The sequence below is a fragment of the Streptomyces sp. NPDC048506 genome (assembly GCF_040651315.1).
GTDB lineage: Bacteria > Actinomycetota > Actinomycetes > Streptomycetales > Streptomycetaceae > Streptomyces.
This window is the reverse complement of sequence record NZ_JBEZIX010000015.1, coordinates 82384-106919: the sequence shown is the minus strand read 5'-3', so window position 1 is coordinate 106919 and position 24536 is coordinate 82384. Positions and strand designations below refer to the sequence as shown.

Here is a 24536-nt window from a genome sequence, read left to right as displayed (position 1 = left end):
CCCCGGAGAAGTCTGTGCCCGACGCTCCTGACCACCCCCCTCCCCCGCACCTCGGCCGCGAGCCCCTCGTCCGCGTGCACGGCCTCAGCAAGCGGTTCGGCGGCACGCTCGCGCTGGACGCGGTCGACCTCGACGTGCACTCCGGCAGCGTCCTCGCCCTGCTCGGTCCCAACGGTGCCGGCAAGTCCACGCTGATCAAGGTGCTCGCGGGGGTCCACCACGCGGACGAGGGCGAGGTGACGGTGGCCGGGCACCCGCTCGGCACCGAAGCGGCCTCCCGCACCATGTCCTTCATCCACCAGGACCTGGGGCTGGTCGAGTGGATGACGGTCGCCGAGAACGTTGCCCTGGGCACCGGCTATGCACGCCGCGCCGGTCTGCTGTCCTGGCGGAGGACGCGCCGGCGATGCGCCGAGGCCCTCGACATCGTCGCCGCGCACCTCGACCCCCGCGCCCCGCTCGCCGACCTGCCGCGGGCCGAACGCTCCCTGGTGGCCATCGCCCGCGCGCTGTCGACCCGGGCCGAACTCATCGTGCTGGACGAGCCGACCGCCAGCCTCCCGGCGGCGGACTGCGCCCGGCTCTTCGACGTCCTGCACACCCTGCGCGACCAGGGCCGCGCCATCGTCTACGTCACCCACCGGCTCGACGAGGTGTACCAGGTCGCCGACGTCTTCGCCGTGCTGCGCGACGGCCGCCTGATCAGTCGGGGGCCGCTGATCGACTACAGCCCGGCCCAGCTGGTGCACGACATCGTGGGTCATGACCCCGGCGGCTACCGGTTCGCCCCCGCCGCGGGCCGAGCCGTGCTGCGCCTCGACCGGGTACGGACCGGGCCGACGGCACCGGTCAGCCTGGAACTGCGCGCCGGCGAGATCCTCGGCATGGTGGGGCTCACCGGAGCCGGGCACATGGAACTGGGCCGCGCCCTCGCCGGCGCCCGGCCCCTCGTCGGCGGGCGGGCCCTGCTCGACGGACGGCCGTACCGGCCGGGCAGCGTCGCGGCCGCGGTCGAGTCGGGCGTCGGGTTCGTGACCAGCAACCGCCAGGAAGAGGGCTGCGCCGCCGAACTGACCGTCCGGGAGAACTTCCTGGCCAACCCGCGGGCCGGCGGCCTCCCGGCCCTCCGGTGGATCAGCCCCCGGCGTGAGCGGGCCGAGGCCGCCGACCTGATCCAGCGGTTCTCGGTGTCCCCCCGGGACACCGAGGCACCGATCTCCACCCTGTCCGGAGGGAACCAGCAGAAGGTCATGGTGGGCCGGTGGCTTCGGATGCCCCGCAGGCTGCTGATCCTCGAGGAGCCGACCGCCGGGGTGGACGTCGGTGCCACCACGGCGATCTACCGCCTGCTCCGGGACGCACTGGCCGACGGCCTCGCCGTCCTGTTGCTCTCCACCGACTTCGAGGAGGTCGCCCACGTGTGCCATCGCGCCCTGGTATTCGTCCGCGGGACGGTGACGACGGAGCTGAGCGGCGAAGCCCTCACCGCCACCGCACTCGCCCGCGCCGCCTCGGCCATGCCGCCGGTCACCGGGACGACCGGACGATGAGCCCCTCCCCCCGTCGTCCGATGGACCGCCGCCTCGGACACCTCATCGGCGCCTACGGCCTCCTGGCCCTCGCCGCCCTGCTGTTCCTGGCCTTCTCCCTCGCGCTGCCGGACACCTTCCCCACCCTGGACAACATCTCCGAGGTGCTGTCCAACCAGTCGATCCCGGCCGTCCTGGCGCTCGGCGCGACGATCCCCATCGTCACCGCCAAGTTCGACCTGTCCCTCGGCTACGGACTCGGCCTGGCGCACGTGATGACCATGCAGCTGATCGCCAACGAGGAATGGCCCTGGCCACTCGCCTGCCTCGTGGTGGTCCTCGGCGGGGCCGTGGTCGGCACCTTCAACGGTGTGGTCGTCGAATTCGCGAAGATCGACTCCTTCATCGCCACCCTCGGCACCGGCAGCATCCTGTACGCCGTGACCGGCTGGATCACCAACGGGGCCCGGATCATCCCCGGCCCGCACGGGCTGCCGGCTGCCTTCACCGACCTCTACGACTCCAGGTTCCTCGGCCTGCCGGTGTCCGCCTTCTACGTCCTCGCCCTCACCGCCGTCCTGTGGCTCCTCCTGGAACGGCTGCCCCTCGGCAGGTACCTGTACGTCATCGGCTCCAACCCCCGCGCCGCCGACCTGGTGGGCATCCCCACCCGACGCTATGTCATCTACGCCTTCGTCGGATCCGGCCTGGTGGTCGGCGTCGCCGGCGTACTCCTCGCCGCACAGCAGCGGATCGGCAACCCCAGCGTCGGCCTGGACTACCTGCTGCCCGCCTTCGTCGGTGCGCTGCTCGGCTCGACCGCGATCAAACCCGGCCGGCCCAACGCCCTGGGCACCCTGGTCGCCGTCGTCGTCCTCGCGATCGGCCTCACCGGCATCGGGCAGCTCGGCGCCCAGTTCTGGATCACCCCGCTGTTCAACGGCACCACCCTGCTCCTCTCCGTCGGCATGGCCGGCTATGCGGCACGCCGACAGCTGCGGCAACGCCGGGCCGAACCTCCCCGGCCGCTCCCCGACCTGCCCGAGGCCACCCCGTGACCGCCGCCCGGCACCACCGCGTCACCGCCGCGCGCGGGGCGGCCGGGCACCGTCGCACCGCCCTGACCCGCGCAGCCGCGATGGCGGTCGCGGCCGCAGCCCTCGCCGGCGGCACCGGCCTGGTCGGCTGCGAGCGCGGGGCGTCGGTCGGCGGCGGGCCCCCGTCTGCGCGTCCGACGAAGACCGGTTGCCCCACCGTCCTGGCGGGCGCCACCGCGGCCGTCCGGCGGGCCGAGCGGGCCCACCCCGCAGCGAGCGGCCCCACCGGTGGCCCCACGGCCGTACGCGACAAGCGCATCGTCTACGTCGCGCAGACCATGATCAACCCCGGCGTCGCGGGCGCCGCCCAGGGTGTGCAGGAGGCCTCCGAGGCCATCGGGTGGGACCTCCGGGTGATCGACGGCCAGGGCACCCCCGCCGGGATCCAGGCGGCGTTCAGCCAGGCCCTCGCCCTCCGGCCGTCGGGCATCGTCATCGGCGGATTCGACCCCAATCTGACGTCGCAACAGGTCGCCAAGGCCACCGCGGAGCACATCCCGCTCGTCGGCTGGCACGCGGTCGGCACCCCCGGGCCGAGCAGGCACCCGAAGCTCTTCAGCAACGTCACCACCAAGGTCGAGGACGTCGCGAAGATCAGCGCGGACTGGGTCATCGCGCACTCCCACGGCAACGCCGGAGTCGTGGTGTTCACCGATGCCTCGATCCCGTTCGCCAGGACCAAGTCCGACCTGATCGAGAAACAACTGGCCACCTGCTCCGGCGTGCGGCTGCTGGCCGTGGAGAACATCCCGATCTCGGACACCAGCAGCAGAACGCCCCAGGAAGTCTCCTCACTCCTCTCCCGCTTCGGGGACCGGTGGACCCACTCCGTGGCCATCAACGACGTCTACTTCGCCGACGCCGCCCCCGCCCTGCGCGCGGCACGCAAGAAGGGCGCCGATGCCCCCTTCAACATCGGCGCGGGCGACGGCGACCCCTCCGCCTTCCAACGCATCAACAGCAGACAGTTCCAGACAGCCACCGTCCCCGAGCCGTTCTCCCAGCAGGGCTGGCAGATCCTCGACGAATTCAACCGCGCCTTCCACGGCACACCCGCCAGCGGATACGTCGCCCCCGTACACATCGCCACCGCCGCCAACAGCCGCGGGGCGACCACCTGGGACCCACCCGGCTACCGCGCGCAGTACCGGAGAATCTGGGGCAGGTAGCCCCGGGCGCACCCACCACATACCGGCGGTGCACCGGGCTCCAGCACCCCCTCCGCCACTCCACTCACGGCGGCAGCAGTAATCGATGTCATTGATCGCGACGTCTGAGAGTCCCATTGCGCGGACTCCGCCGTCCCGGAAATGGATTCCACACTCTCGCGTACGCCCCCGGTCTGGTCGCCGAGTTGGCGCGTGCCGCCGACAGGCCTTGGCTGTCCGACCGGATCGCGTCCACGTCGGCAGGTCCTTTGCTGGTGTGGGTGCAGCAGTGCGTGCGGGCCGACACTGGCCCAACCGTCGCGGGCCCTGGGTGGACGCTTCACATGGCACACCGGCCCCGGCCCATCGCCCGCGAACTCACCCCGCTCCCTGACCACGCACGCTGGCACTGTCGGCAATCGGCCCCTGATGGAACCCGCCCTGGGCCCTGGAGTGGCAGCGCCCAGTACGACACACTTCTGCACGACCAGCAGGACCTGCTCGCCCAGATCGGTTTGAGCGCGGACCGGGCCCGCAGCGCTGCCGCCCGGCCTGCCGAGAACGAGGCCGGCTTCGCCACCGGACTTGGCTACGCCCGCTCCTACCACGCCGCCCGCGGGACAACCCACGCCCTGCCCCGGATACACGCAAGCCCGCACTGAACAGCCTCCTCGCGCCCCGCGCCCACACGGGGCGGGACGGAAGGTCCTGCACGCTCTCTCGCACAATCCGTCGCGCTGCGCCTACTCGTCGTCGAATCCCGACTCCATGGCCAATCTGAGGTCGGTTCCGGAGGGAACGATCTTGACGTACAGGCCTGTGAGCTGACCGGCGAGTTGGGCATTCAGACCGCCTCGTCCGATGGCACCCCGGAGTTGGTGGCGAGGGACGGCGACGACCGCTCGCTGGCCGTCGGTGAGAATGTCGGTCGGCTGGGCGTAGGCGAGGGCGTTGGCCAGCAGAGTCCGCTGGTCGCTGGAGTAGGGAACGATCTCGATCTCTTCGTTGGTCATCCCTCCGGAGAGCAGACGCTGGGAGCCCACTATTCGCTCGGCGCGCTTTCCGATGAAGAAACCTCTGACGCTGTTCGTCGGCCTGGTGGGTGCCACGGCAATTCTTGTTCGGGCTCCGGGGACCCGGGCGATGCCCGTGATCGCCAGCTCGCCGGTCGTCAGCTCGGGCACGAAGCCGGCCAGGACACGCTCAACCAGGGCTGTGGCGGTGAGAGACAGGACGAGGGCACCACCCTCAAGGGCCGACGGCCCCACCGACAGCGCGCCGTCGCCCAGCTCCAGGACCAGCGCGACGAGGGTGTCCCCCCTCCCCAGGCGCAGGCCGGGGAGGGAATTGTGGAGCTCCTGGAGCTCCCACATCGGCAGAACCGCCTCGTATGCCTGGCCGGTGGCCGGGTTGTGGACAGCGCAGCGGTACCCGTCCGGCGCCGATCCGACGACGCGCGCGGTCACCGCCATCCCGGGCGCCGGGAAGCGGTCGGGGTGGTCGCCGGAGTCGTTCATGATGAACGCGGCGGCCTCGTCGGGTGTCAGGAGCAAGGTGTCCACGGTGAGCCGGACCAGCCCGACCGCCCGCGGATAGCAGCGTTTGCAGGTGACCAGGCCGTTGTCGCGCACCTTCAGGACGAGGTCCGCGTGATCGCCCCGGTCGCGGGGGCAGGTCCACCGCAGTCCGTCGTCCGAGGCGGCACCGAGTCGGCCAAGCAGCGCCAAGGGGTCCGTCGCGTTCGCCTCCGCAATCCGCTGGTTGAACGGCGACACCCGGGGCACGGGGACGACCTCGGTCAGCTCGTTTCCCTGCACCAGCTCCTTGCGGTACAGCTGTGCTGCCTGCCTGATCCCCTCCAGGTCGAGGCCCTGCCCTTGGGTCGACTTGTCGACCGGAAGCGGTTCGGTGCCGGTGGACAGCACCGGGAGGCGCCAGTTGCTTCCCTTGGTCCGCAGGGTCCCGACCCTGGTCAGCATGCCCAAGGCGGCCGACGCGGAGTCCGGCGCAACCATGCGCAGCCGTGCCGCGTATCGCACCGCCCCCGCGGTGCGCTCGTCGAGCCACCCGTCAGGTTCGGGCGGGAAGGGCACGGTGAGCATGCCGTCCACATGTGGGCCACCCACCTGTGCCCAGTGCAGGAACTCTCCGGGTTTCACCACATCGCCGACGCCCTCCGTGTGTGACCTGGAGTCGGCCAGTTCGAGCACCCGGCCATCCGCGTAGGCGTCCAACCACCGGTGGGTGAATCCCACCATCGCGGCGTAAGTCGCCAGGGCCAACGCCCCGGGAGGGGCGATATAGACGATCCTCGTTGCCGTGTCGCCCAGGGTCAGGCCGCTGGCCCGCAGCGCGTCGATCGTCGCGGACTTCGGGTCGGCTTCCTCCCCGAAGACCCACGGTATCTCCAACTCGTTCACCGCCAGGCCGGGCGGCGTCGGTGGCGAGTGCGTTGTCCTGATCGCGAGGTCGTACCGCAGCAGCGAGTCGGCGGGCGCGGGGGCGCCGGGCAGCGGCACGCCCAACGGGCGCATGACCTGCTCGTCCACCCAGTTGGAAGTTCCTTGGCCGGTGGATGCCTGCTCCTGGCCATCCGGCTGGGGCAGCCAAGCCAGGGAGGCGGGCACGCTGCCACTCAGTTCGGCCAGGCGGCCGAGGACGAACTGGGAATCCGGGGCGGCGGCGTGGCGCTTGAGCCACCCGGAGGCGGCGGAGACGGCCCGTGCGGTGTCCTGTGGGCCGAGATCCGCGCGGGACAGCAACGGCCGAATCACGAACCGGGCATCCGCGGCGGCGGCATGGCAGTCGAGCCACGCCAGGCCGGAGGAGATGGCTCGTCGGGCGTGCTCGGGGCTGAGCTCAGCACGAGACAGGAGCGGCCGAAGCACGAACTGGGCGTCCCGGTCGACGGCGTGGCGGTCGAGCCACGCAAGAGCCAGAGCGGCGGCGCGCTGGCTGTCCGTAGGGCCGAGGTATACGCGAGACAGGAGAGGCCGAAGCACGAACTGGGCATCCCGGTCGACGGCGTGGCGGTCGAGCCATACAAAGGCCGGAGCCAGCGCACGCCGCCTGTCGGCAGGGCCGAGGTCCGCGTGGGACAGCAGTGGCCGAAGCACGAACCGGGCATCCGCTGCTGCGGCATGACGGTCCAGCCAGGCCAGGGTGGCCGAAACCACCCACGCACTCTCCCAGGGACCGAGGTCCGTACGGGACAGCAACGGCCGAAGCACGAACCGGGCATCCGCGGCGGCGGCATGACGGTCGAGCCAGGCGAAGGCGGCAGCGATCACCTGTCCGCTGTCCCGTGGGCTGAGTTCCGTTCGGAAAAGCAACGGCCGAATCACGAACCGGGCATCCGCGGCGGTGGCATGACGGTCGAGCCAGCTGAGCGTGCGTGCGGCGGCTTCCTGCACGGTCTCCGGCGGCAGATCGGCCCGCGCAACCAGCGGGGAGAGCACGTAACTGGCTTCGAGTATCCGCCAGTGGGTCCTGAGCCAGGCCAGCGCGGTGGGTACGAGCAGCAGGGCGCCGCCCGGTGAGAGGTTGCGCAGGCCGCGGTAGAGGAGGTGGCGGGCGTCGACGCTGGCACCGAAGTCCCGGAGCCAGGGGTCGACGACCTGCTCCCAGCACCGCACGGCGGAGCCGGACCAGGGCGCGCCCGAGCAAATGGCGCCGAGAGCGTAACCACCCACGTCGGAGCTACGGCGCAGGATCTGGCCGATGGCGGCCGCGTTGGCTGCGAACCAACTGTCCAGTACCGGAGTCAAGGCCTCGGACCGCTCGGCGAGCCCCAAGTCGTTGGCCAGCCGGCCGACGTTGACGGCAAATCGGCCGATGGTGCGGGGATCGGTCAGGCAGCCGGCCAGCAACGCGTGGGTCCACGCGACGTCCGGGCTGGTGTCGCTCTCCGGGAGCAGGACGGACTCCATGAGCTGATCGGCGACCGCGTCATGGGCGATCGCGAGCACGCCGTTGTGCTGCTCCAGCCAGCCGAGTGAGATGAGGGTGGCCACGACGTCCTCGGCCCTCGGCGTTGCGCTGGCCGCTTCGACCAAGGAAGCGTGGGCAGCGGCCGTTATCTCGTGGAGCGGTTGTGGGCTGGCAGCCGCCGCAGCGGCGGCTGCCAGCAACCCGGATGAGGCTCTGGCGGGCGTGAAGTCGTCTGCGCGGCCGGGGATGGTCAAGCCATCCTCTCTGAGCCGGCTTTCGAGCCAGGCGGACAGCTCATTACCGGACCGCTGTGCAGCAGCCTCCGGAAGTGAGTGCCCCGCCTTCACCCGGCGTTCGATCTCGCGGGCGATCAGCAGTGCGATGATCGGCCGTCGCCCGCTCACTTCCATCATGCGCACCATGCCGAGCTGCCGGAGAGCGCTGGGCGCCAGCTTCCGCAACGCGTTCTCGGTGACGAGGCGTTGGAACGAGTCGTCCTGGCGCAGCTCCACCTCGTCGAAGAGCTCGTGCAGCCGGGCCCGGTCGGCCTTTCGCAGCCAGCCAGGACGGACCGACGCGAGCACGGCCACCGTGATGTCGTTCCGACGGGCCTCGGGAATCAGCCGGTGGCGCAACACCGCCGGGTCCAGCTGCGACTCGTTGAGATAGTCGATCACGACGAGGACGGGGGTTGGCTCCGCGAGCGTCCGTTCGATGAGCTCGTTGATCATCTCGCGGTCGTCGCCAGGCATGACGTGCAGCACCCGCCAGCCGACCTTCAAGGCCTCGTTCCCGACCTCGATGCCGGTGCGGGTCTTGCCGGTGCCCGCCGCACCGACCAGCAGCACACCGCGGCCGTCTGACTTCAGCAGCTTTCTGAACAGCCGTCTCGGGTGAGCCGGGTGGTCATCGCCCGGTGAGACGAAGGGCAAGTGGTCACTGGTCAGGTTCTTCTTGAAGTCGCCGAATCCGTCGACGAGTTCCTGTTGCGGGAGCACCGCCCGCAACGGGTTTCCGGGCGGCTTGCCGGGCGGCTCGATCTGCACGCTGCGCGGAGGTACCCCGTTGAGCAGCAGGATGTCCTCGAACTGCGGGTCCTGCAGCGCCCGGGTTATCGGCTCGGCTTCTGCGCTTCCGGTGCCCGCGGCCGGCAGCCGCTGCGCCTGCACACCGATCAGCAACCGGCCGTCCTCAGTGAACAGGGCCGCGCCCGACATCCCCTTCCAGGGATCACTGGTGCGGTCCTGGGGCGGGGCGGTGATGACTGTCAGGTCCAGCAGCCCCGACTTCAGGTTGGAGCCCAGCTGAACGAATCCGCCGACCTCGCGGCTGTCCCGTCGGCGCAGGCCGCTCACGTCGGCCGTCTCGCGCCGCAGAGCGAAGGCCGGAAAACCGATCCCCATGAACGGTACGCGACCGATACCGTCCGGCAGGCTGCCGAAGGCGACCGGCGGCACGGCAGCCGCCGCCGTGGTGGAGTCCAGGCGCAGCAGCGCGAGATCCTGCCCAGCGGCACGCCACACCGGTGTTGCGAACAGCTCGACGTCACCGCCTCCCAGGCGGACCGCGTAGGAGGGATCGCCATCGCTGTCAAGCAGGTGAGCTACCGTCAGGACCAGCTGGGAGCTGATCCGGTAGCCGGATCCGTACTCGGCCTTGGCACCTCGCCTAACAAGGATTTCGGCCACCCGGGCCTTGTCGAAGTGACTCATCCGGGGATCAGTCGGCGGCGAGCAGGCTCGACACCTCGTCGCTGGTCAGGACAGGCCCACCCGTGTCCGTCTCAGCGGTGAGGCTGAGTTTCACCACGTGCGTCTGCGTCGACTTCGCACTTCCCTTGCCGCCGATGGACAGCACCCAGAACTTCACACCGGCACCGGCCTCGCCGGACTTCTCCACCTCGACCTGGACCTCCAGATCGATGGAGTTGACACGGAAGCGCACGTCCTCGCCGGCCGCGTCGATCCGGGCTCGGTTGATCTCGGAACGCAGCGACGTGAGCAGATCAGCGAGTTCGATGTCCATGCAGCCCCCTGAGCTTGACGTGAAACAAGCAACCGTTCGAGTGCAAGTGTGTCGCAGAACCCTGACCGTTCGTGACCGGTTCGGCGACTTACGCCACCGAAGCGCCCGTCGTCTTCGGGAGCACGGGTAGCTACCGCTCTGACCACGTAGGTTCGCAGGGTTGGTGGTACAAGCGGTTGGATGTGCGGTGACGTCCGTTCCGGCTGCCGGGGGTGTGGTGGCCGAGCCTGTTCGTGTGCGCGGGCTGACCGACCAGGATCGGCCGGCGGGAACCGTGTACCGGTGATCGCCCAGCTGGTGCAGGCGGACGAGGACACTGTCCGGGACGTGATCCACCGGTTCAACGAGATCGGCCTGGCCTGCCTGGACCCTCGATGGGCGGGAGGCCGTCCCCGCCAACTCAGCGATGACGACGGGGACTTCGTCATCCAGACGGCCACCACCCGCCCGACCAGGCTCGGCCAGCCCTTCACCCGCTGGTCCATCCGCAAACTCGCCGCCTACCTGCGCTGGCGCAATCCGCAGCGAGAAAGGCATCCGCCGGGGCGGACGTCCTCGCCCCGCCGAACGGCCTCCGGCCCTCAAGTCGAGGACTGCATGACGACCTGCTCACCCTCTCCGTTCGGTTCCTCGAAGTTGGCCAGATAGCGGTTGAACAGTGTCTTGTCCACGGTGACGGAGTTAGCGCCTTCCTCGTCGTTCCGTACTTCGAGGCGACGCTCCAGCGTGGTCTGATCGGCCTTGAGGTGGACCAGTTCCCAACGGCAGCCGTGGTTCTCGATCAGCACCTTGTAATCGTCGCGGGCAGCACGACTCCAGAAGCTGTAGTCCACCACCACATCGCGCCCGGCCAGCATCAGCTCGACCAGTTGCTGCCGCTGCTCGCAGCGGACCTCTTCCTTGAGCTGGTCGAACGCCTCCACCTCCAGCACGAGGCCGGCGTCGCGCTGCCCGAGTCGTTGCCAGACCACCTCGTCGATCGAGAGCCGAACATAGCCGCTTCGCACCAGCTCCATCGCGTAGGTGGTCTTGCCCGCTCCCGGAAGACCGCACATCAGCACCACCGTGCTCAATTGCTGCGTCACGGAGCCAGGTTAGGCCCGAAAGTCACGCCCTCCTCCATGGCGACAAGGGCTCCGCTGGGAGCGGGCCCACCGTAGCCGACCGACCCGGCGAACCTATGTGGTCACGGCACTAAGCCGCTCTGCCATGGACATGCCTCTGGGGGGGCGAGGGGAGCAACGTGCTGGCGTCCAACCGGCGCAGCACCTCCGTGAACGGGTACGGGAACTGTCCGAATGCCTGCCGCATCAGGGCTCCCAGGACGGTCGGTTCGCAGTGCAGACGGCTCAGTCGCCGGCTGATGCTTCCTGGGCAGCCGGCAAACTCACGCGACCGCTGTCGGCAGGTGATGCGAGACTCGGCCCCATGAAGCCCAATGATCCTAAAGACGACCTGCACCGCTACCTCAAAGCAGCCCGCGAAGCCATCATCTGGAAGCTGGACGGATTGTCCGAGTACGACATCCGCCGCCCCCTGACGCCGACCGGCACCAACCTTCTCGGCCTCGTCAAGCACCTCGCCAGCGTCGAGCTCGGGTACTTCGGCCCGACCTTCGGCCGCCCGCACAACGAATCCCTCCCCTGGCACGAGGAGGGCGCCGAGCCCAACTCGGACATGTGGGCACCCGCCGACGAGTCGCGCGAGGATGTTCTCGGCCTCTACCGCCGCGCCTGGGCGCACGCGGACGCGACGATCGAGGCGCTACCGCTCGACGCGATGGGCCACGTCGCATGGTGGGGCGACAGCGGAGACGTGACGCTTCAGCGGATCATGCTGCACATGACTGCCGAGACGAACCGGCACGCCGGCCACGCCGACATCGTCCGCGAGCTGATCGACGGCAAGGTCGGTATGCGGGAGGACAACAGCAACGTGGATGGCGGCGACGAAACGTGGTACCAGGACTACTGGAACCGACTGGAGGCGTCCGCCAAGGAGGCTCAGGCCAAGCAGAGCTGAGGTCGTTCGGGGAGGTGTTTGCCTTGGTAGCTCGTATTGTTGCCTGCCTCCCCACTCCCATCACATGAGGGTGCCGTCGGTTCTGGACGTTGATGACGCGGGGAGTTGTGTCATGACCGCGTGGTCCCTGGCTGTTGTCGAGCGAAACGGCGTGTGACGTGGGCGGCGTGGGCGGCCCAGTCCCCGGCGGATGCCTTCTACCACTGGACGGCGACCTTGATGTGGGCGGCGAGCATCCGGGCGAGGATCGCGGCGGGACGTTCGGTCGCGAGGGTGAACAGCGCGGTGCCCGGTCTTCTTTGGGCCGGATCTCGATGTTGTGGAGGCGCTTGCCGATCTGGCTGTCGGTGAGGGCGCCCTGGGTGTCCTCCCGGGAACAGCCAGGGAACGTCCTCCGGAGTGCAGCCGATCCTGGCTTGCCATGGCGGGTCGCGACGAGCTCGCGGACCAGGCTGGCCGACGGTGTGGGCAGGACGACCGGCGGCGAGGTGCCGAACGTGACGGAGACCGTGCCGCCGTCGAAGTGGACGTCATCGACGGTGAGTTGGCTGATGGTGGCGATTCTTCTGTGCGTAGAGGATCAGCAGCAGTCCCGCGACGCGGTCCAGGGTCGGCAGTGTGTCGTCGTCGAGGAGTCGTCGGGCGCCGAGCGTCGGGCGTCGGGCGTCGGGCGTCGGGCGTCGGGCGTCGGGCCAGCGTTTCTCGCTGTCGATGGTGCTGAGCGGGCCGGTCCAACGGACCGTGCCATAGCTCAGGTCACGGGCATGCCGGCGCTGTGCCCACCCTCGGACGAAGTGGCCGGTCGGAACGCTTGTGACTGAGCGCCTGAGTTGGCCCGTCAGCGCTGGAGTTGGCCTGTTGCTGGCCCAAAGGGCCCGATCGCACAGGTGACCGCTGGTTTCACGCGGGGGCGGTAGACGGCGGTGATCCTGCGCCCGCGGCTTCCACGACGATCTCTCCGGCCCGGGTGCGTGCGTACAACACCTCTCTGCCTGCACGGTGGGCGCTGACCAGGCCAGCGGTACGCAGGGCCGTCAGGTGCTGTGAGACACCGCCGGGAGTCAGCCCGGTGCGGCGGGCGAGGTCGGTGGTCGAGGCGGGGGCGGTCAGCTCGGTCAGGAGGGTCGCGCGGGACCGCCCCAACACCCCTGCCAGGGCATCGGAGACGGTCGCGGGCCGCGTCTCCCAGAGCGTGCCGACGGCACGTGGCGGGTAACGCAGCGAGGGCAGCCACGGCTCGGTGAGCACGGAGAAGACGCGCGGCCACACAAAGGCGGACGGCACCAGCAACAGCCCCTGGCCGGCCAGCTGACGCGCTCCGTGCGCGGTTCGGTGTGCCACGTGCAGGGTGCCTCCCGCCCAGGTGACCTGTGGGTCGAGGTCCGCGAACAGGTGCTGGGCGCCACCTTCGACCAAGCGGCCGGCGCGGTAGCGGATGTCGCCCTCCAACAGGGTGAGGATCCGCGACCAGTACGGCGCCAGGGCCAGCTCCCAGTACGTCTCGATCGCGTCGGCCAGCCGCCCGAGTTCGACTGTCGGGTCCGCGCGCAGCGCCGCCATCCGCGCGGGCGGCACCTCGGCCGTCGTGTGCAGCAGCGCCGACGGGGTGGCCCGGACCGTGGCCAGCTCCATGTCCAGTGACGGCAGCGGGGTGGTGGGCGGCGGGCAGATGAACCCCGGGATGCGGCCGCTCCGGGCCGAGCCCGTCGGCAACGGAATGAGGTCGAACAGCGGACTCAGGTCGAGTTCCGCCGCCGCCAGCTGCTGCCGCGCCCGGTCGGCCCAGGTGCGGTGCAGGCCGTGTGCGTCCACGCCCTTGAGCACCCGGATGCTCGCCACCACCTCCCACAACGGGGAGATCGCGAAGCGGGTGCGGGCCACGTCCTCCAAGCCGAGTTCGATCTCGATCATTTAGCTCAGGATAAAACAATGGGGAAGCGGTCAACGGTCCTGCACGGTACGGCGCATGACCGAAGCACCCCGTTCCCCGTGGCGGCTGCGCGACTTCCGCATACTCTTCGCCGCGGGTGCCCTCAGCCACCTCGGCAGCAATGTCGGCTACGTGGCGATCCCACTGCTCGCCGTCACCACCCTCGGCTCGGGGCCCGGCCAGGCCGGCGCGCTGGCCGCGCTGTCCACCGCCGCCTTCCTCCTCATCGGACTGCCCGCGGGCGCCTGGGTGGACCGTCTGCCCGGCCGCCGAGTGCTGGTGGCCGCCGACGCCGTCCGCGCCCTGCTGTTCGCCTCGATCCCCGTCGCATGGTGGCTGGGTGTGCTGTCGCTGCCGCAGCTGTACGCGGTGGTGCTGCTGAACGGCTGCGCCACGGTGTTCTTCGACGTCGGCTCGCAGAGCGTCCTGCCCGAACTGGTCGGCCGCGAACGCCTGGCGCCGGCGAACACGGCCCTCGTGAGCCTGATGGCCGGCGCCAGCATCGCCGGCCGCGGTGCCGGTGGTCTCCTGGTCCAACTCTTCACGGCGCCCCTGGCCATTCTCGGCGGAGCCATCGCCTATCTGGCCTCCGCCACCGGCCTGACGGGCATCGGCCGACGCCACGCTCCCGCCGCGGCACCGGCCGACCGGAAACAGCTGCGTGCCGAGATAGCGGAAGGGCTGCGCCATGTCCTCGGCAGCCGCGAGCTGCGCGCGCTGGCGCTCACCGCGACCCTCAGCAACCTCGGCGCACAGATGATCAACGCCATGCTGCCGGTGCTCTTCACCCGCGAACTGCACCTGCCCGCCGGGGCGCTCGGGGCGTACTGGGCGGCCGGCGGCCTGGGCATCCTGCTCGGCGCCGGTGTCGCCCGTCGCCTCGCCGCCCGCCTCGGCCACGGTCGCACCCTGGGGCTGGCCGGGCTCTGGTTCTCACCGGCCGCACTCACCGTCGCGCTCGTCGACGACGGGCCGTGGCTTTGGGTGGCCGGCGCCGGGTGGCTCGTCACCACAGCCAAGACGGGCATCAACAACGTCCTCGGCGTCACCCTGCGCCAGCGCATGACCCCGGATCCGCTGCTCGGCCGTATGAACGCCACCTTCCGATTCCTGCTCACCGGCGCCCTGGCCATCGGCTCCGCCCTCGGTGGCCTCATCGGCCAGACGGCAGGCGTACGCATGGCGATCTGGGCAGGCGCGATCTGCATGGCCTGCGCCTTCCTCCCGGTCTTCTACTCCCCCGTCCGCACGCTGCGCGAGCTTCCGGTAACCACCACGGCACCCCGTCGAGCCTCAGCGTCATCCGCCCCTGAGGCGTAAACCGGCACCCACCCTGCGCGATCGGACCCCCGGGCCAGTAACAGGCCAACTCAAGCGCTGACGGGCCGACTCAAGCACTCCCTACCTTGTTGGCGGGTTGGTCCCGGTCCTTCGCACGTTCGGAAGGCCCGGGGCCTGGGTGTCCGCGGCCCTCTCAGAGGTGACGCCGGGACGCTGGCAGGCGTCGACCTGGGAATTGCGGTCCCATGTCCGCACCGTCTCCGCGGCACCGACACCCAGCTTCGCGGCGACCGCTTTCATCGCGGCCCACTCGGTCGGGTAGTTGGGGCGGATCTCCGCGACCATGCGCACTGCACGCTCACGAAGCTCGGCAGGGTAAGGGGACGGGCGTGCCACAGCTCGATCCTGCCAGGGATTCGAGCCTCCATCGGACCCGGAGCGGTTCAAAACCGTCGGTTGGACTCGTGGTAGACGGCTCTTCGCCCCGGCCCGCTTCCCTCCGCTCTGCGCTGCGGGTCTACCGAGGCGACGACAGGACCTGGATCACTGCGCGCAGCGGCTCCGGCGACGTCGAGAACTCACCGAGGAAGGGAAACGACAGTTCCGTGACGAGAAACAGGTTGGCGGCCACGAGCACGCTCACCGCCCCGACCATCCCGTAGTGGATCAGAGCACGCTCGGAGCCGAACACGACGGAGAACCCGAGGATCAGTCCACTGGTCAAAAGGACCGCCATCCACAAGGACGGCGGCGGACCGATGTTGGTGCTCGCCTGGAGCAGCCGTTCTGTGCGTGCGCTGCTCAAGTCCCTCAACGAAGACAGCGAGCTGGTGAGAAAGGCGCGCTGGGTGTCGTTGCGGGGCCTGACGGTCCCGTAGGTGCTGTTCAGGCGGTCCAGTGCCTGCTCGGCCTCGGGTGCGGTATGGCCGGCCGCAGCGCCGTACCACTCGGCCTCCGCCGCGCGCCCATACGCCAACAGGCCCTGCCGGATCCGTGCGCCCTCTTCCTTGCCGAACACACCGAGGCCCCTGGCCATCTGCACCGCCATGGCACCCTCGGTCCGCGTCGTCTGATCCGCCGTGTTCACCTGGCCCCAGAGCGCCAGGACGATGAAGCCGATGAGGAACCCGTAGACGACCGCGACAACGGGGAACAGGAACGTTGCGACCTCGTTCTGCTCACCCCGCATGAGACTGGGGAAACGGTGCCGTACCAACGCCTGGACGGCTGCCGTGCCGCCGGTGACACCGACGACTAGCCCTCCCAGCAGCACCCAGGAAGGGACGTGGATCACGATCCAACGGGTCACAGTCACTGACCCACAGTAACAGTGGCGACACCGAGCGTAGCGAGAGGGGATGGGTGCCTGGTTCACGCCCCTCGGCCGTCGGAGCGTGGAGGGTTGGAGCGTGGTGGGTTGGGGCCAGCGGCGTGGTCCGCCTCGGCTCCGGAGCGGATCTGGTCCTGGCACCGCTGACCCACCGACACAGCCCGGCCATCTTGAGCATGAGGGGAGGCCGCCCTGCGAGGAAGCCCGGTGTGCCGTCGTGCGGCTGCTGGAGCACGGAGGTGCGGCAGTTGGGGCTCGCGACCTGCTTCTCGATGAGGGCCGCGAGCCGGGGCGGCAGGAGGACGGGGTGCCGGTCGATCGTGAGGTAGGCGTCGTCACCGTCCCTATGGAAGCGGTCGGCCTTGAGCTCGACGAAGCGTGTGGTGGGCAGGGCATAGAGGCTGGTCAGGGAGCCGATGATGCGGGCCTCCAACGGCGGACTGTCGTCGTTGAGGCAGCGGCGAAGCTGTAGGTCGAGTCCGTCGCTGGGCAGGAATCGGCCGGGGAGCCCGTACTTCCTCGTCGGAATGGTGACCTTGCCCGTCAGTCGGCGGGCGACGGCCCAGCGGATGAACGCCGATAGGCCGCGGACCTGCGTGGAGTTGGCCAGCCCCTACCTACTGGTGTCATCACGCACTGCATACGACAGCCGTCCGAAACACCACTCCCCGTGATCACCAACACCATCAGAAAGGGCGCGTACTGCACGACCACAACACCCTTCCTCTGATCCGCACGCCCGAATACATGCGCCCTGCGCTCTGCCCACGACCTTCGATTGCAGAGGCCAGAGCACGGCGATCATCCGGACAAGGAGTTCCAAAGCCGAGCACAGCGAAGGCCGACATGCCGCGCATGGCGTAATGAGCCGCTCCGGCGGCGACCCAGGTCACGTTGTGGAGAGACAGTGACGGGTGTGGGTGACAGGGAGGAGGTGGCAACCGGGGCATGGACGAGGAGAGTGTGGACCGGTCGGAGGGCTTCGGGGAGCGACTGCTCGGCCTGCTACTGGACAGGGCCCGGCTGATGGCGCCGCAGCTGATTGCACCACTGGTCGCTGAGGAGATCGCCCGGATCGGCGGTCGTGACGTCTCCATCCTGCTCCAGGACTACGCGCAGGAGCTGCTGGTGCCGCTGCCGGGCAGAAAGCTGCGCGTGGGCGAGCCTGAGCCGGTGTCCGACTCCCCTGCTGGCCGGGCCTTCCTGAGCGCGGACGTCGTTGAGATGCCCCACTCCCATGGCGGCGTGCGGATGTATCTGCCGCTGCTGGATGGCAGCGATCAGGTGGGCGTGATGGCCCTGACCCTGGACGCCGTCGGCGACGACGACCGGCGCCTGCTCCGCAGGCTCGCCGGCCTGGTCGCCGAGATGCTGGTCACCAAGAACGCCTACACCGACCTGTTCTTCCTGGCCCGGCGTCGCGAGCCGATGAGTGTGTCCGCCGAGATCCAGTGGAACCTGCTACCGCCGCTGTCGATGTCCCTGCCGCAGGTCGAGGTGGCCGGCATCCTGGAGCCCGCCTACCGCGTCGCCGGCGACAGCTTCGACTACGCCCTCAACGACAACATCCTGCACATGGCCGTGATCGATGCCATGGGCCACGGCCTGGACGCCGCTGTGATGGCGACCGTGGCCATCGGCGCCTACCGGCATGCCCGGCGCGTGTTCGTCAGCCTGGCCGAGAAGTACGCGTTCATGGACGACGCCATTTCCGGGCAGTTCGGCCCCGACCATTTCGTCACGGCGCAACTGATGCACGTGAACATCGCCACTGGTGAGCTGGAGCTGGTCAACGCAGGCCACCCCGCCCCATTGCTGATCCGCGCCGGGCGGGTCGTGCGGCAGCTGGAGAGCGCGACGACACTGCCCGTGGGCTTCGGCGGTGAGGTGCCCCGGATCAGAGAGCACATGCTCCAGCCGGGCGACCGTGTGCTGTGCTACACCGACGGCATCATCGAGGAGCACGTCGCCGGCGGGGAGCCATTCGGCGAGGAACGCCTCATCCAATGCGTCAACCGTCTAAGGGAAGAGCCGTCACAGGGCGTGCGGGCGGATCTGCGCCGGCTCTCTCACACGCTGAAGAGGGAACGGGGCGGGCGCACCAGCGACGACGCCACCCTTTTCATGATCGAGTGGCATGGAGGCGCCGCCGACCACTCCGCGGTCTTTGACTGAACGCCACGACGTCAACCATGCCTGCACCACCACGCGCCACCACGCGGACAACGGCACGGTCCCACCAGCGTTCTCAGTTCGCGCGGACACCACCTGACGGGTGAGTGCAACGCTGCCCACTCTCACCTACGAACCACAACACCCCCGACCATCAACTTCGTCAAGAAAGTACAGATTCCACGTCCTCCCCCTCCCATTCCGACCACTAAACAGCACACACCTAAGATCCGCATACGCACCAGCTCGGCCCACCGCCGAACGACGAACCATTCAACTGGGCTCCCCGAAACTCCCGCCCGTATCGCCTTCCAGGCCCCCACCCCGCCGAAGTTCTGCGAGGACGCGGCTCCGGCAGAGTCTCGATGGCGGGGATGACCTGCCACAAGCGTGGGCAGCGGTCCCGGCTGATCTACGCGATCCGTGAGTATTGGAGTCGCAAGGACGAGCCGAAGGGATTCGGCTGGAAGGACTTCCGTGACCTGCTCGTCCGGGCCCGCATCCAGCTCGGCGGCCCGATCGTGCTGGTCTGGGACAACGCGCGTCTGCACCTGGCGGCTGGACTGCGGGAGTTCATCACCGCGAACGCCGACTGGCTCACCGTCTTCCAACTGCCTGGCCAGTCACCGGACTTGAACGCTCAGGGGGGGCGTCTGGTCGCTGGTCAAGCCTGACATCGGCGACCTCGCCGCAGCCGACCTGGGCGACATCACCCGGGCCGTGAAGCGCAGGCTCGAACAGATCCAGTACCGCCCAGACGTAGTCGACGGCTGGGCTCGCTGGCGCCGGCCTGACCGCGGTGTGACTTCGAGCAATGGGTGGCCAGGGGCGCTCGGATTCGTCCTCGTCAGCCCTCCGTGACAATTCGTAGTTGGCCACTGTGTCGACTGATAGTTGGCCATCGGGGATTCGAACTGCATGGCCGAGTCTGATTCGGGAGACCGACGTGCTTCGGTCCCGTGCTGCTGCGCAGCGCGGGACCGAAGGGGTGCCGTCCTCGCTCCGACTCCGGTCACTGGATTCCGGTGGCTCTGGTCACCATGCGTGGATGACCGGCGCCGCGTCGGGTTCGTGCTGCCGCCAGGCCGCATTGAGGCGCGCGAGCCGGTCCGCGGCGGCGATGCCGCGCAGGGACGCGACCTTGCCGTCGCCGACTTCGAACGCCACGGCGCCCACGACCCGGTCGTCGACCACGGCGAGGACGGCTGGGGAGCCGTTGACCAGCGCGATGTGCATCGCGGGGGAGCCGCCGGCCAGCCGCCGCTTCGCCGCAGTGGGCTTGAAGCCGGCCCGCACGTAGGAGGCGATGCGCTCGCGCGTCTTGTACCGCAGCAGCCGCCTGGCCAGTCCGGCGCCGTCCGAGATCGCGGTCGCGTCGGCGGTGAGCATCGCCACCAGCCGTTCCGTGCGCCCCGACGTGGCGGCGACGAGGAACTCCTCGACGATCCGGCGCGCGGACGCGGGGTCCACCTCGCCGCCGCCGCGGCGCTCGGCGGCGACCCGGCGTCGGGCCCGGTGGACATGCTGCTGGCTCGCGGACTCGGTGATGTCGAGGATCCCGGCGATCTCGGCGTGAGGGTAGGAGAAGGCCTCGCGCAGGACGTAAGCGGCCCGCTCGACCGGCGAGAGGCGTTCCATGAGGGTCAGTACGGCCAAGGACACCGATTCGCGCTGCTCGAAGGTATCGGCAGGGCCGAGCATCGGGTCGCCCTCGAGGAGCGGCTCGGGCAGCCAGTCTCCGACAGCGCGCTCATGGCGCGCCTGCGCCGAGCGGAGCCGGTCGAGGCAGAGATTGGTGACGACCTTGGTCAGCCACGCCTCCGGCACCTCGATGCGTTCCCGGTCCGCGGCCTGCCAGCGCAGGAACGCGTCCTGCACGGCGTCCTCGGCGTCGGCCGCCGAGCCGAGCAGACGGTACGCGAGCGAGGCCAGCCGGCCCCGGCTGGCCTCGAACCGATCGATGGCTACGCTGTCCATGCGGAAGAGCCTATGCGGCGACCCTCACACCGATGCGGTCGGGCGCGGTGGTCAGGTGGCGCTTGTGCTTCGGCATGCCGAAGGTCGGGTGGGCGATGCTCCACCCGGCCCCCTTGAGAATGGCCGACTTGAGCCGCGTGGCGGTCCGGCCGCCCAGGTACCAGGACTTCGACCGGACGTCCCCGTCCACCATCTGGAAGATCGCGTCTCGCCGCCCGAGGCTGATGTGGTTGCCGTGGTACTTCAAGGTGGTGGTCGGGACCTCCTTGCCCGTCAAGCGCGCGATGATCGCGGCGGTCGCCTGCATGTTGGTGTAGCCGGCCGAGGCGCAGGACATCGGCAGCGGCCGGCCGTTCTCGCCGATCGCGTAGGCGCTGTCACCGGCGGCGTAGACGTCCGGGTGCGAGACCGAGCGCATGGTGCGGTCGACGAGGATCTGGCCCGTCTCGGCGACCTCCAGGCCGCTGGCGGCTGCGATGGGGTGCACGGCGAACCCGGCCGACCACACCGTCACGTCGGCCGGGATGGACGTACCGTCGGCGGCGATCGCCCGTGTCGGCTCGACTGCTTCGATGCCGGTGTGCTCGTGGACGGTGATGCCGAGCCGGTCGAAGGCCTGGCGCAGGTGACGGCGGGCCTTCGGGGAGAGCCAGGCGCCCAGCTCGCCGCGGGCGGCGAGCGCGACCGAGAGGTCGGGCCGGGACTCGGCGAACTCCGTGGCGGTCTCGATGCCGGTCAGCCCCTCACCGACGACCAGCACGGTGCCGCCCTCGCCCAGGCCGACCAGGCGCTCGCGCAGACTCAGCGCCGAGGACAGGCCGGTCACGTCGAAGGCGTACTCGGCCACGCCGGGGACGCCATGGTGGGCTACGGAGCTGCCGAGCGAGTAGAGAAGCGTGTCGTACGCGAGCTCACCGTCGCCGTCCTCGCCGGTCACGGCAACGGTCCTGCGCTCGGGGTCGACGCCGGTGACGCGCGCCAGGCGCAGGTGCACCCCGGTGCCCGCGAACACGTCGGCGAGCTTGCGGACCGCGAAGTCCTGGCCGATCGCGAGCTGGTGGAGCCGCATCCGCTCAACGAAGTCGGGCACGGCGTTGACGACGGTGATCTCGATGTCGGCGGGCGAAAGCCGGCGGGCCAGGTTTCCGGCGGCGAAGGCCCCGGCGTATCCAGCGCCGAGTACGACGATGCGGTGCTTCATGGCGTTGCTCCTGTCTCGTTCGCGTGCCCCTTGAACGAGACGGCGCCCCGATTGCTGACAGAAGCCGGATGTGACGCGGGTCACCGAACCAAGGCGAGGCCGAGCCTCCCTGTGACCGAGTCCTTGAGTTGGCCCTTCAGCGGTTGAGTTGGCCCGCCTGAGCGCTCTTCTTGGCCCTCCACTTTGGAAGCTGCGATGAGGCCCCAAGTAGCCCTGCGTAGTAGTCACTACGGCCTGTGACCAGCGTTCGGTGTGGATTTTTGCGTGGTGCTCCATGTTGCGCTTGGTTCGCAGACGCCGCCCCGACCGGCCGGTACCGCCGCGGGCCGGTGTCGCCGCGATCGGGGCGGTCGTGCATCTGCCGGCCACCGCCATCGAGGAGGGCCGGGACCTGTCCTCGATGAGCGGCACCACGCCGAACCCGCCCAGCCCCGGGCGATGCCGCTGGACCAGCACGAGGCCACCGGCCGCAGGTGAGAGTGTCAACCGCTGCCCTGCGGGCCACATTTGGCACTCAGGCGGGCCAACTCAACTGCTCACGGGCCAACTCGGGGACCAAGTCACACTCCGACAGGCGTTTGGGGCTGTCTTGGTCAGTCGAAACGGGGCGATGGCCGACTATCGATCGGCGTCACAATGATCACCGATCGAGGCCCCGTTGGATCAGCACAAGCCGTGCTCGATACGACAACAGCTCCAAACCGCTGACCATTCGTCGTCCGCTCCATCGTGCGGCCAGACCAGGCCGGCCTCTGCACGGCGCGCCGCCGAGTGCGTGCCCTGGGCAGGACGCCGGTACGCCGCGCGGGCGACCGCAGCTTCCGGGCCTGGGGCGACACCACCAGCGGCACCAGGTGCGGCCGTGGCCGTGGCAAGGGCGATCAGCGGGGCCACTCTCATTCACCCCGAGTCCGACCAGGTTCAGCCGCCGCCCAGCAGTGCTCCGTCGCGGGTCAGGACGGGTGTGAACCCCAGCGGACGGCGTTCGGGAGAACGGGAAAGCGCGTTGGGGGCAAACCCCTCACGAGTCCGAATCTCGCACCCTCCGCCTTCGTCGTCTCGCGGTCCCAGGTCCGGACTTGGACCGGGTAGACCGTGGCGAACAGGCCGCAGAGACATCCTCCTCGGCGAGCTGCTTTCAGGTGCGCCACCCAGGCCGCATGGCTTCTCGGACACTCATACCAACCAGGTCAGCTCTGTCCTTTCTCGGCCCACGGGCGGAGTTTATCCGGGTTGCGGACCGCCCAGATGTGAGTGATGCGGCCGCCGGTGAGACTGAACGCCGCCACGGTCACGGTGACGCCGGCATGCTGGGCGACCAGGCCCGGCCTGCCGTTGACCGTCCTCTCCAAGAGCGTCAGTCCAGGAGCTTTGCCGGCGATGTGGATCAGGTACTGCGCGATGCGCTCGCTGCCTTCGACCGGGCGGAGGACAGCGCCGACCTGTCCGCCGCCGTCGGCGATCATCGTGGCGTCGGGGTCGAGGAGGTCGACGAGGGCCTCGATGTCCCGGGCCTCCCACGCCTCCTTGAAATGCCGCACCAGACCGGCCTGCCCGGCCACCGGAACCGTCCGAGCCGGCGCGGCGCGAACACGTCGACGGGCCGAGGACGCCAGCTGCCGGCAGGCCGTCGGCGTCCGGCCGACGATCTCTGCAACCTCGGCGAAGGGATACCGGAAGACGTCGTGCAGGATGAATGCCACGCGTTCGGCCGGCGTCATCGACTCCAGTACGACGAGGAACGCCATGTTCACCGACTCGTCCAGGGTGACCCGGTCGAGAGGGTCGGCCGGCTCGGTCCTCCCGCCGCCCGCCGGCCCGCTGATCCACTCCGTACGGTCCGGCAGCGGCTCGGGTATCCATTCGCCGACGTAGCGCTCGCGCCGGACCCGCGCCGAGCCGAGCAGGTCCAGGCAGATGCGGGTGGCCACCGTCGTCAGCCAGGCGCCGGGCGACTCGATGGCCTCCTGCCGTTGCCGCGACATCGTGTACCAGCGGGCGTAGGCCTCCTGCACGGCGTCCTCGGCCTCGGTGAGCGAACCGAGCAGCCGGTAGGCGAGATTGATCAGATGTCGCCGCTCGCCGACTATCGCGCTCAGGCCCGGCTCGGACCGGTCATGCCCTGGCTCGGATGGAGTGCTCATGGTCGCGACCGCCCCCGGTTCCTCGTCCGTCTCGTCCGCTTCCGCTCTCGACACTTCGACGAAACACCCACCGGACTGTGACGTCGGCGCTCCGCCTCACATTTCGCGGGCCCACGTCGTCGGACTACCGAGACACTACCGATTCACCGCCGCGAGGCAGAAGAGGGGACCGCACCATGGCCACACAGACGACGGCAACACACCGCGGCCTGACGTTCCTACAGGTCGCAATCGCCCTGCAGACCTTGGCCATTCTGTTTCAGGCGGTCACCGCCGGGCTGCTGCTCTCCACGTCCCACGGCGAGGTACTGCACAGCGTCGGAGCGCGCGTGATGTACGGCGCATCGATGTTGTACGTGCTCGCCACGATCCTGGCGTGGCGGCCGGGCGGCGGGTCGCCACGCCCCATCCTGTACGCGTCCGGCTTCCTCGTACTCGCTTCCGTGCAGGTGGTGCTGGGCATCGCGCACATGCCGTCGCTCCATGTCCCCCTGGGCGTCCTGATGTTCGGCCTGAGCGTGCTGGCCCTGGGCCAGGCACTGTCCCCCCGCTTGTCCGAGCGCTCCGACACCCGGTCGTGACCCTCGCGCGAAACACCGTCGAACGGATTCGGACCCCGGCGGGCGGCGTTCGAGAGAATCGGAAAGCGTGTTGGGGGGCAACCCTTCACGGGTTCGAACCTCGTATCCTCCGCCTGCTCGAAGGCCCCGACCGGTTCGACGGTCCGGGCCTTCGTCGTTCCGGTGACTG

Annotated in this window: 17 protein-coding genes and 2 pseudogenes; 10 read left to right on the top strand and 9 right to left on the bottom strand. The window is 69.6% G+C overall.

Annotation, left to right across the window (positions count from 1 at the left end; genetic code table 11):
* The first annotated feature begins 14 nt into the window (after positions 1–14).
* From AB0C96_RS14775 to AB0C96_RS14760, 4 genes are all read left to right on the top strand, one after another.
* Positions 15–1550: a sugar ABC transporter ATP-binding protein gene (locus AB0C96_RS14775; protein ID WP_362917289.1), complete on the top strand. Its 1536-nt coding sequence runs from the start codon at positions 15–17 to the stop codon at positions 1548–1550.
* Positions 1547–2587 carry an ABC transporter permease gene (locus AB0C96_RS14770; protein WP_362917287.1) on the top strand — a complete coding sequence of 347 codons (1041 nt, stop codon included), beginning with the start codon at positions 1547–1549 and terminating at the stop codon, positions 2585–2587. Before AB0C96_RS14775 ends, AB0C96_RS14770 begins: the two co-directional genes overlap by 4 nt.
* 80 nt (positions 2588–2667) lie before the next feature.
* Positions 2668–3795, top strand: coding sequence for a substrate-binding domain-containing protein (locus AB0C96_RS14765; protein ID WP_362917412.1), 1128 nt, complete (start codon positions 2668–2670; stop codon positions 3793–3795).
* A gap of 323 nt (positions 3796–4118) precedes the next feature.
* Positions 4119–4436, top strand: a complete 318-nt coding sequence (locus AB0C96_RS14760) for a hypothetical protein (protein WP_362917285.1) — start codon at positions 4119–4121, stop codon at positions 4434–4436.
* An 81-nt stretch (positions 4437–4517) separates the two neighbouring features.
* Here AB0C96_RS14760 and AB0C96_RS14755 read toward each other — a convergent pair whose 3' ends face one another.
* Together AB0C96_RS14755 and AB0C96_RS14750 are read right to left on the bottom strand one after the other, a co-directional pair.
* Positions 4518–9416, bottom strand: coding sequence for a trypsin-like peptidase domain-containing protein (locus tag AB0C96_RS14755; RefSeq protein ID WP_362917283.1), 4899 nt, complete (start codon positions 9414–9416; stop codon positions 4518–4520).
* Between the two features lie 7 nt (positions 9417–9423).
* Positions 9424–9729, bottom strand: coding sequence for a trypco2 family protein (locus AB0C96_RS14750; protein ID WP_362917281.1), 306 nt, complete (start codon positions 9727–9729; stop codon positions 9424–9426).
* Positions 9730–10011: 282 nt separating this feature from the next.
* Between AB0C96_RS14750 and AB0C96_RS14745 the strand changes: the two are divergent.
* Positions 10012–10236, top strand: a pseudogene (locus tag AB0C96_RS14745) (helix-turn-helix domain-containing protein); the annotation flags it as partial.
* 74 nt (positions 10237–10310) lie between these two features.
* Here AB0C96_RS14745 and AB0C96_RS14740 read toward each other — a convergent pair.
* Positions 10311–10814 carry an ATP-binding protein gene (locus tag AB0C96_RS14740; protein ID WP_362917279.1) on the bottom strand — a complete coding sequence of 168 codons (504 nt, stop codon included), beginning with the start codon at positions 10812–10814 and terminating at the stop codon, positions 10311–10313.
* A 343-nt stretch (positions 10815–11157) separates the two neighbouring features.
* On the opposite strand from AB0C96_RS14740, the gene AB0C96_RS14735 reads away from it, so the two are divergent.
* The gene (locus AB0C96_RS14735; protein ID WP_362917277.1) at positions 11158–11751 is read left to right on the top strand and encodes a DinB family protein; all 594 of its coding nucleotides are present in this window, start codon (positions 11158–11160) and stop codon (positions 11749–11751) included.
* A 900-nt stretch (positions 11752–12651) separates the two neighbouring features.
* Here AB0C96_RS14735 and AB0C96_RS14730 read toward each other — a convergent pair.
* A complete protein-coding gene (locus AB0C96_RS14730) occupies positions 12652–13662 on the bottom strand; it encodes a DUF5937 family protein (protein WP_362917275.1) in 1011 nt (336 codons plus the stop codon).
* Positions 13663–13717: 55 nt separating this feature from the next.
* Here AB0C96_RS14730 and AB0C96_RS14725 point away from each other — a divergent pair, with 55 nt between their 5' ends.
* On the top strand, positions 13718–15001 hold the full coding sequence (locus tag AB0C96_RS14725) for an MFS transporter (RefSeq protein WP_362917274.1): 1284 nt from the start codon (positions 13718–13720) through the stop codon (positions 14999–15001).
* Positions 15002–15136: 135 nt separating this feature from the next.
* On the opposite strand, the pseudogene AB0C96_RS14720 reads toward AB0C96_RS14725, so the two are convergent.
* Positions 15137–15358, bottom strand: a pseudogene (locus AB0C96_RS14720) (IS3 family transposase); the annotation flags it as partial.
* A 121-nt stretch (positions 15359–15479) separates the two neighbouring features.
* The gene (locus AB0C96_RS14715) at positions 15480–16151 is read right to left on the bottom strand and encodes a hypothetical protein (protein WP_362917272.1); all 672 of its coding nucleotides are present in this window, start codon (positions 16149–16151) and stop codon (positions 15480–15482) included.
* Positions 16152–17240: 1089 nt separating this feature from the next.
* On the opposite strand from AB0C96_RS14715, the gene AB0C96_RS14710 reads away from it, so the two are divergent.
* Together AB0C96_RS14710 and AB0C96_RS14705 are read left to right on the top strand one after the other, a co-directional pair.
* The gene (locus AB0C96_RS14710) at positions 17241–18467 is read left to right on the top strand and encodes a PP2C family protein-serine/threonine phosphatase (RefSeq protein WP_362917270.1); all 1227 of its coding nucleotides are present in this window, start codon (positions 17241–17243) and stop codon (positions 18465–18467) included.
* A gap of 332 nt (positions 18468–18799) precedes the next feature.
* Positions 18800–19138, top strand: a complete 339-nt coding sequence (locus AB0C96_RS14705) for a transposase (protein WP_362917411.1) — start codon at positions 18800–18802, stop codon at positions 19136–19138.
* Positions 19139–19499: 361 nt separating this feature from the next.
* Here AB0C96_RS14705 and AB0C96_RS14700 read toward each other — a convergent pair whose 3' ends face one another.
* From AB0C96_RS14700 to sigJ, 3 genes are all read right to left on the bottom strand, one after another.
* A complete protein-coding gene (locus tag AB0C96_RS14700; protein WP_362917268.1) occupies positions 19500–20441 on the bottom strand; it encodes a sigma-70 family RNA polymerase sigma factor in 942 nt (313 codons plus the stop codon).
* A 10-nt stretch (positions 20442–20451) separates the two neighbouring features.
* Positions 20452–21642: an FAD-dependent oxidoreductase gene (locus AB0C96_RS14695; RefSeq protein ID WP_362917266.1), complete on the bottom strand. Its 1191-nt coding sequence runs from the start codon at positions 21640–21642 to the stop codon at positions 20452–20454.
* A gap of 1190 nt (positions 21643–22832) precedes the next feature.
* Entirely contained in the window at positions 22833–23786 is a 954-nt protein-coding gene (sigJ, locus tag AB0C96_RS14690) for an RNA polymerase sigma factor SigJ (RefSeq protein WP_362917264.1), read from the bottom strand.
* A 176-nt stretch (positions 23787–23962) separates the two neighbouring features.
* Between sigJ and AB0C96_RS14685 the strand changes: the two genes are divergently transcribed.
* Positions 23963–24367, top strand: coding sequence for a hypothetical protein (locus AB0C96_RS14685; RefSeq protein WP_362917262.1), 405 nt, complete (start codon positions 23963–23965; stop codon positions 24365–24367).
* Positions 24368–24536 lie beyond the last annotated feature (169 nt).

Bases quoted from the DNA above. Each gene is read 5' to 3' on its own strand.
- AB0C96_RS14735 (WP_362917277.1), top strand. From the start codon at position 11,158: ATGAAGCCCAATGATCCTAAAGACGACCTGCACCGCTACCTCAAAGCA.
- AB0C96_RS14750 (WP_362917281.1), bottom strand. From the start codon at position 9,729: ATGGACATCGAACTCGCTGATCTGCTCACGTCGCTGCGTTCCGAGATC.
- AB0C96_RS14770 (WP_362917287.1), top strand. From the start codon at position 1,547: ATGAGCCCCTCCCCCCGTCGTCCGATGGACCGCCGCCTCGGACACCTC.
- AB0C96_RS14685 (WP_362917262.1), top strand. From the start codon at position 23,963: ATGGCCACACAGACGACGGCAACACACCGCGGCCTGACGTTCCTACAG.
- AB0C96_RS14765 (WP_362917412.1), top strand. From the start codon at position 2,668: ATGGCGGTCGCGGCCGCAGCCCTCGCCGGCGGCACCGGCCTGGTCGGC.
- AB0C96_RS14695 (WP_362917266.1), bottom strand. From the start codon at position 21,642: ATGAAGCACCGCATCGTCGTACTCGGCGCTGGATACGCCGGGGCCTTC.
- AB0C96_RS14710 (WP_362917270.1), top strand. From the start codon at position 17,241: ATGGACGAGGAGAGTGTGGACCGGTCGGAGGGCTTCGGGGAGCGACTG.
- AB0C96_RS14715 (WP_362917272.1), bottom strand. From the start codon at position 16,151: ATGCGGGGTGAGCAGAACGAGGTCGCAACGTTCCTGTTCCCCGTTGTC.
- AB0C96_RS14755 (WP_362917283.1), bottom strand. From the start codon at position 9,416: ATGAGTCACTTCGACAAGGCCCGGGTGGCCGAAATCCTTGTTAGGCGA.
- AB0C96_RS14700 (WP_362917268.1), bottom strand. From the start codon at position 20,441: ATGGACAGCGTAGCCATCGATCGGTTCGAGGCCAGCCGGGGCCGGCTG.
- AB0C96_RS14760 (WP_362917285.1), top strand. From the start codon at position 4,119: ATGGCACACCGGCCCCGGCCCATCGCCCGCGAACTCACCCCGCTCCCT.
- AB0C96_RS14725 (WP_362917274.1), top strand. From the start codon at position 13,718: ATGACCGAAGCACCCCGTTCCCCGTGGCGGCTGCGCGACTTCCGCATA.
- sigJ (WP_362917264.1), bottom strand. From the start codon at position 23,786: ATGAGCACTCCATCCGAGCCAGGGCATGACCGGTCCGAGCCGGGCCTG.
- AB0C96_RS14730 (WP_362917275.1), bottom strand. From the start codon at position 13,662: ATGATCGAGATCGAACTCGGCTTGGAGGACGTGGCCCGCACCCGCTTC.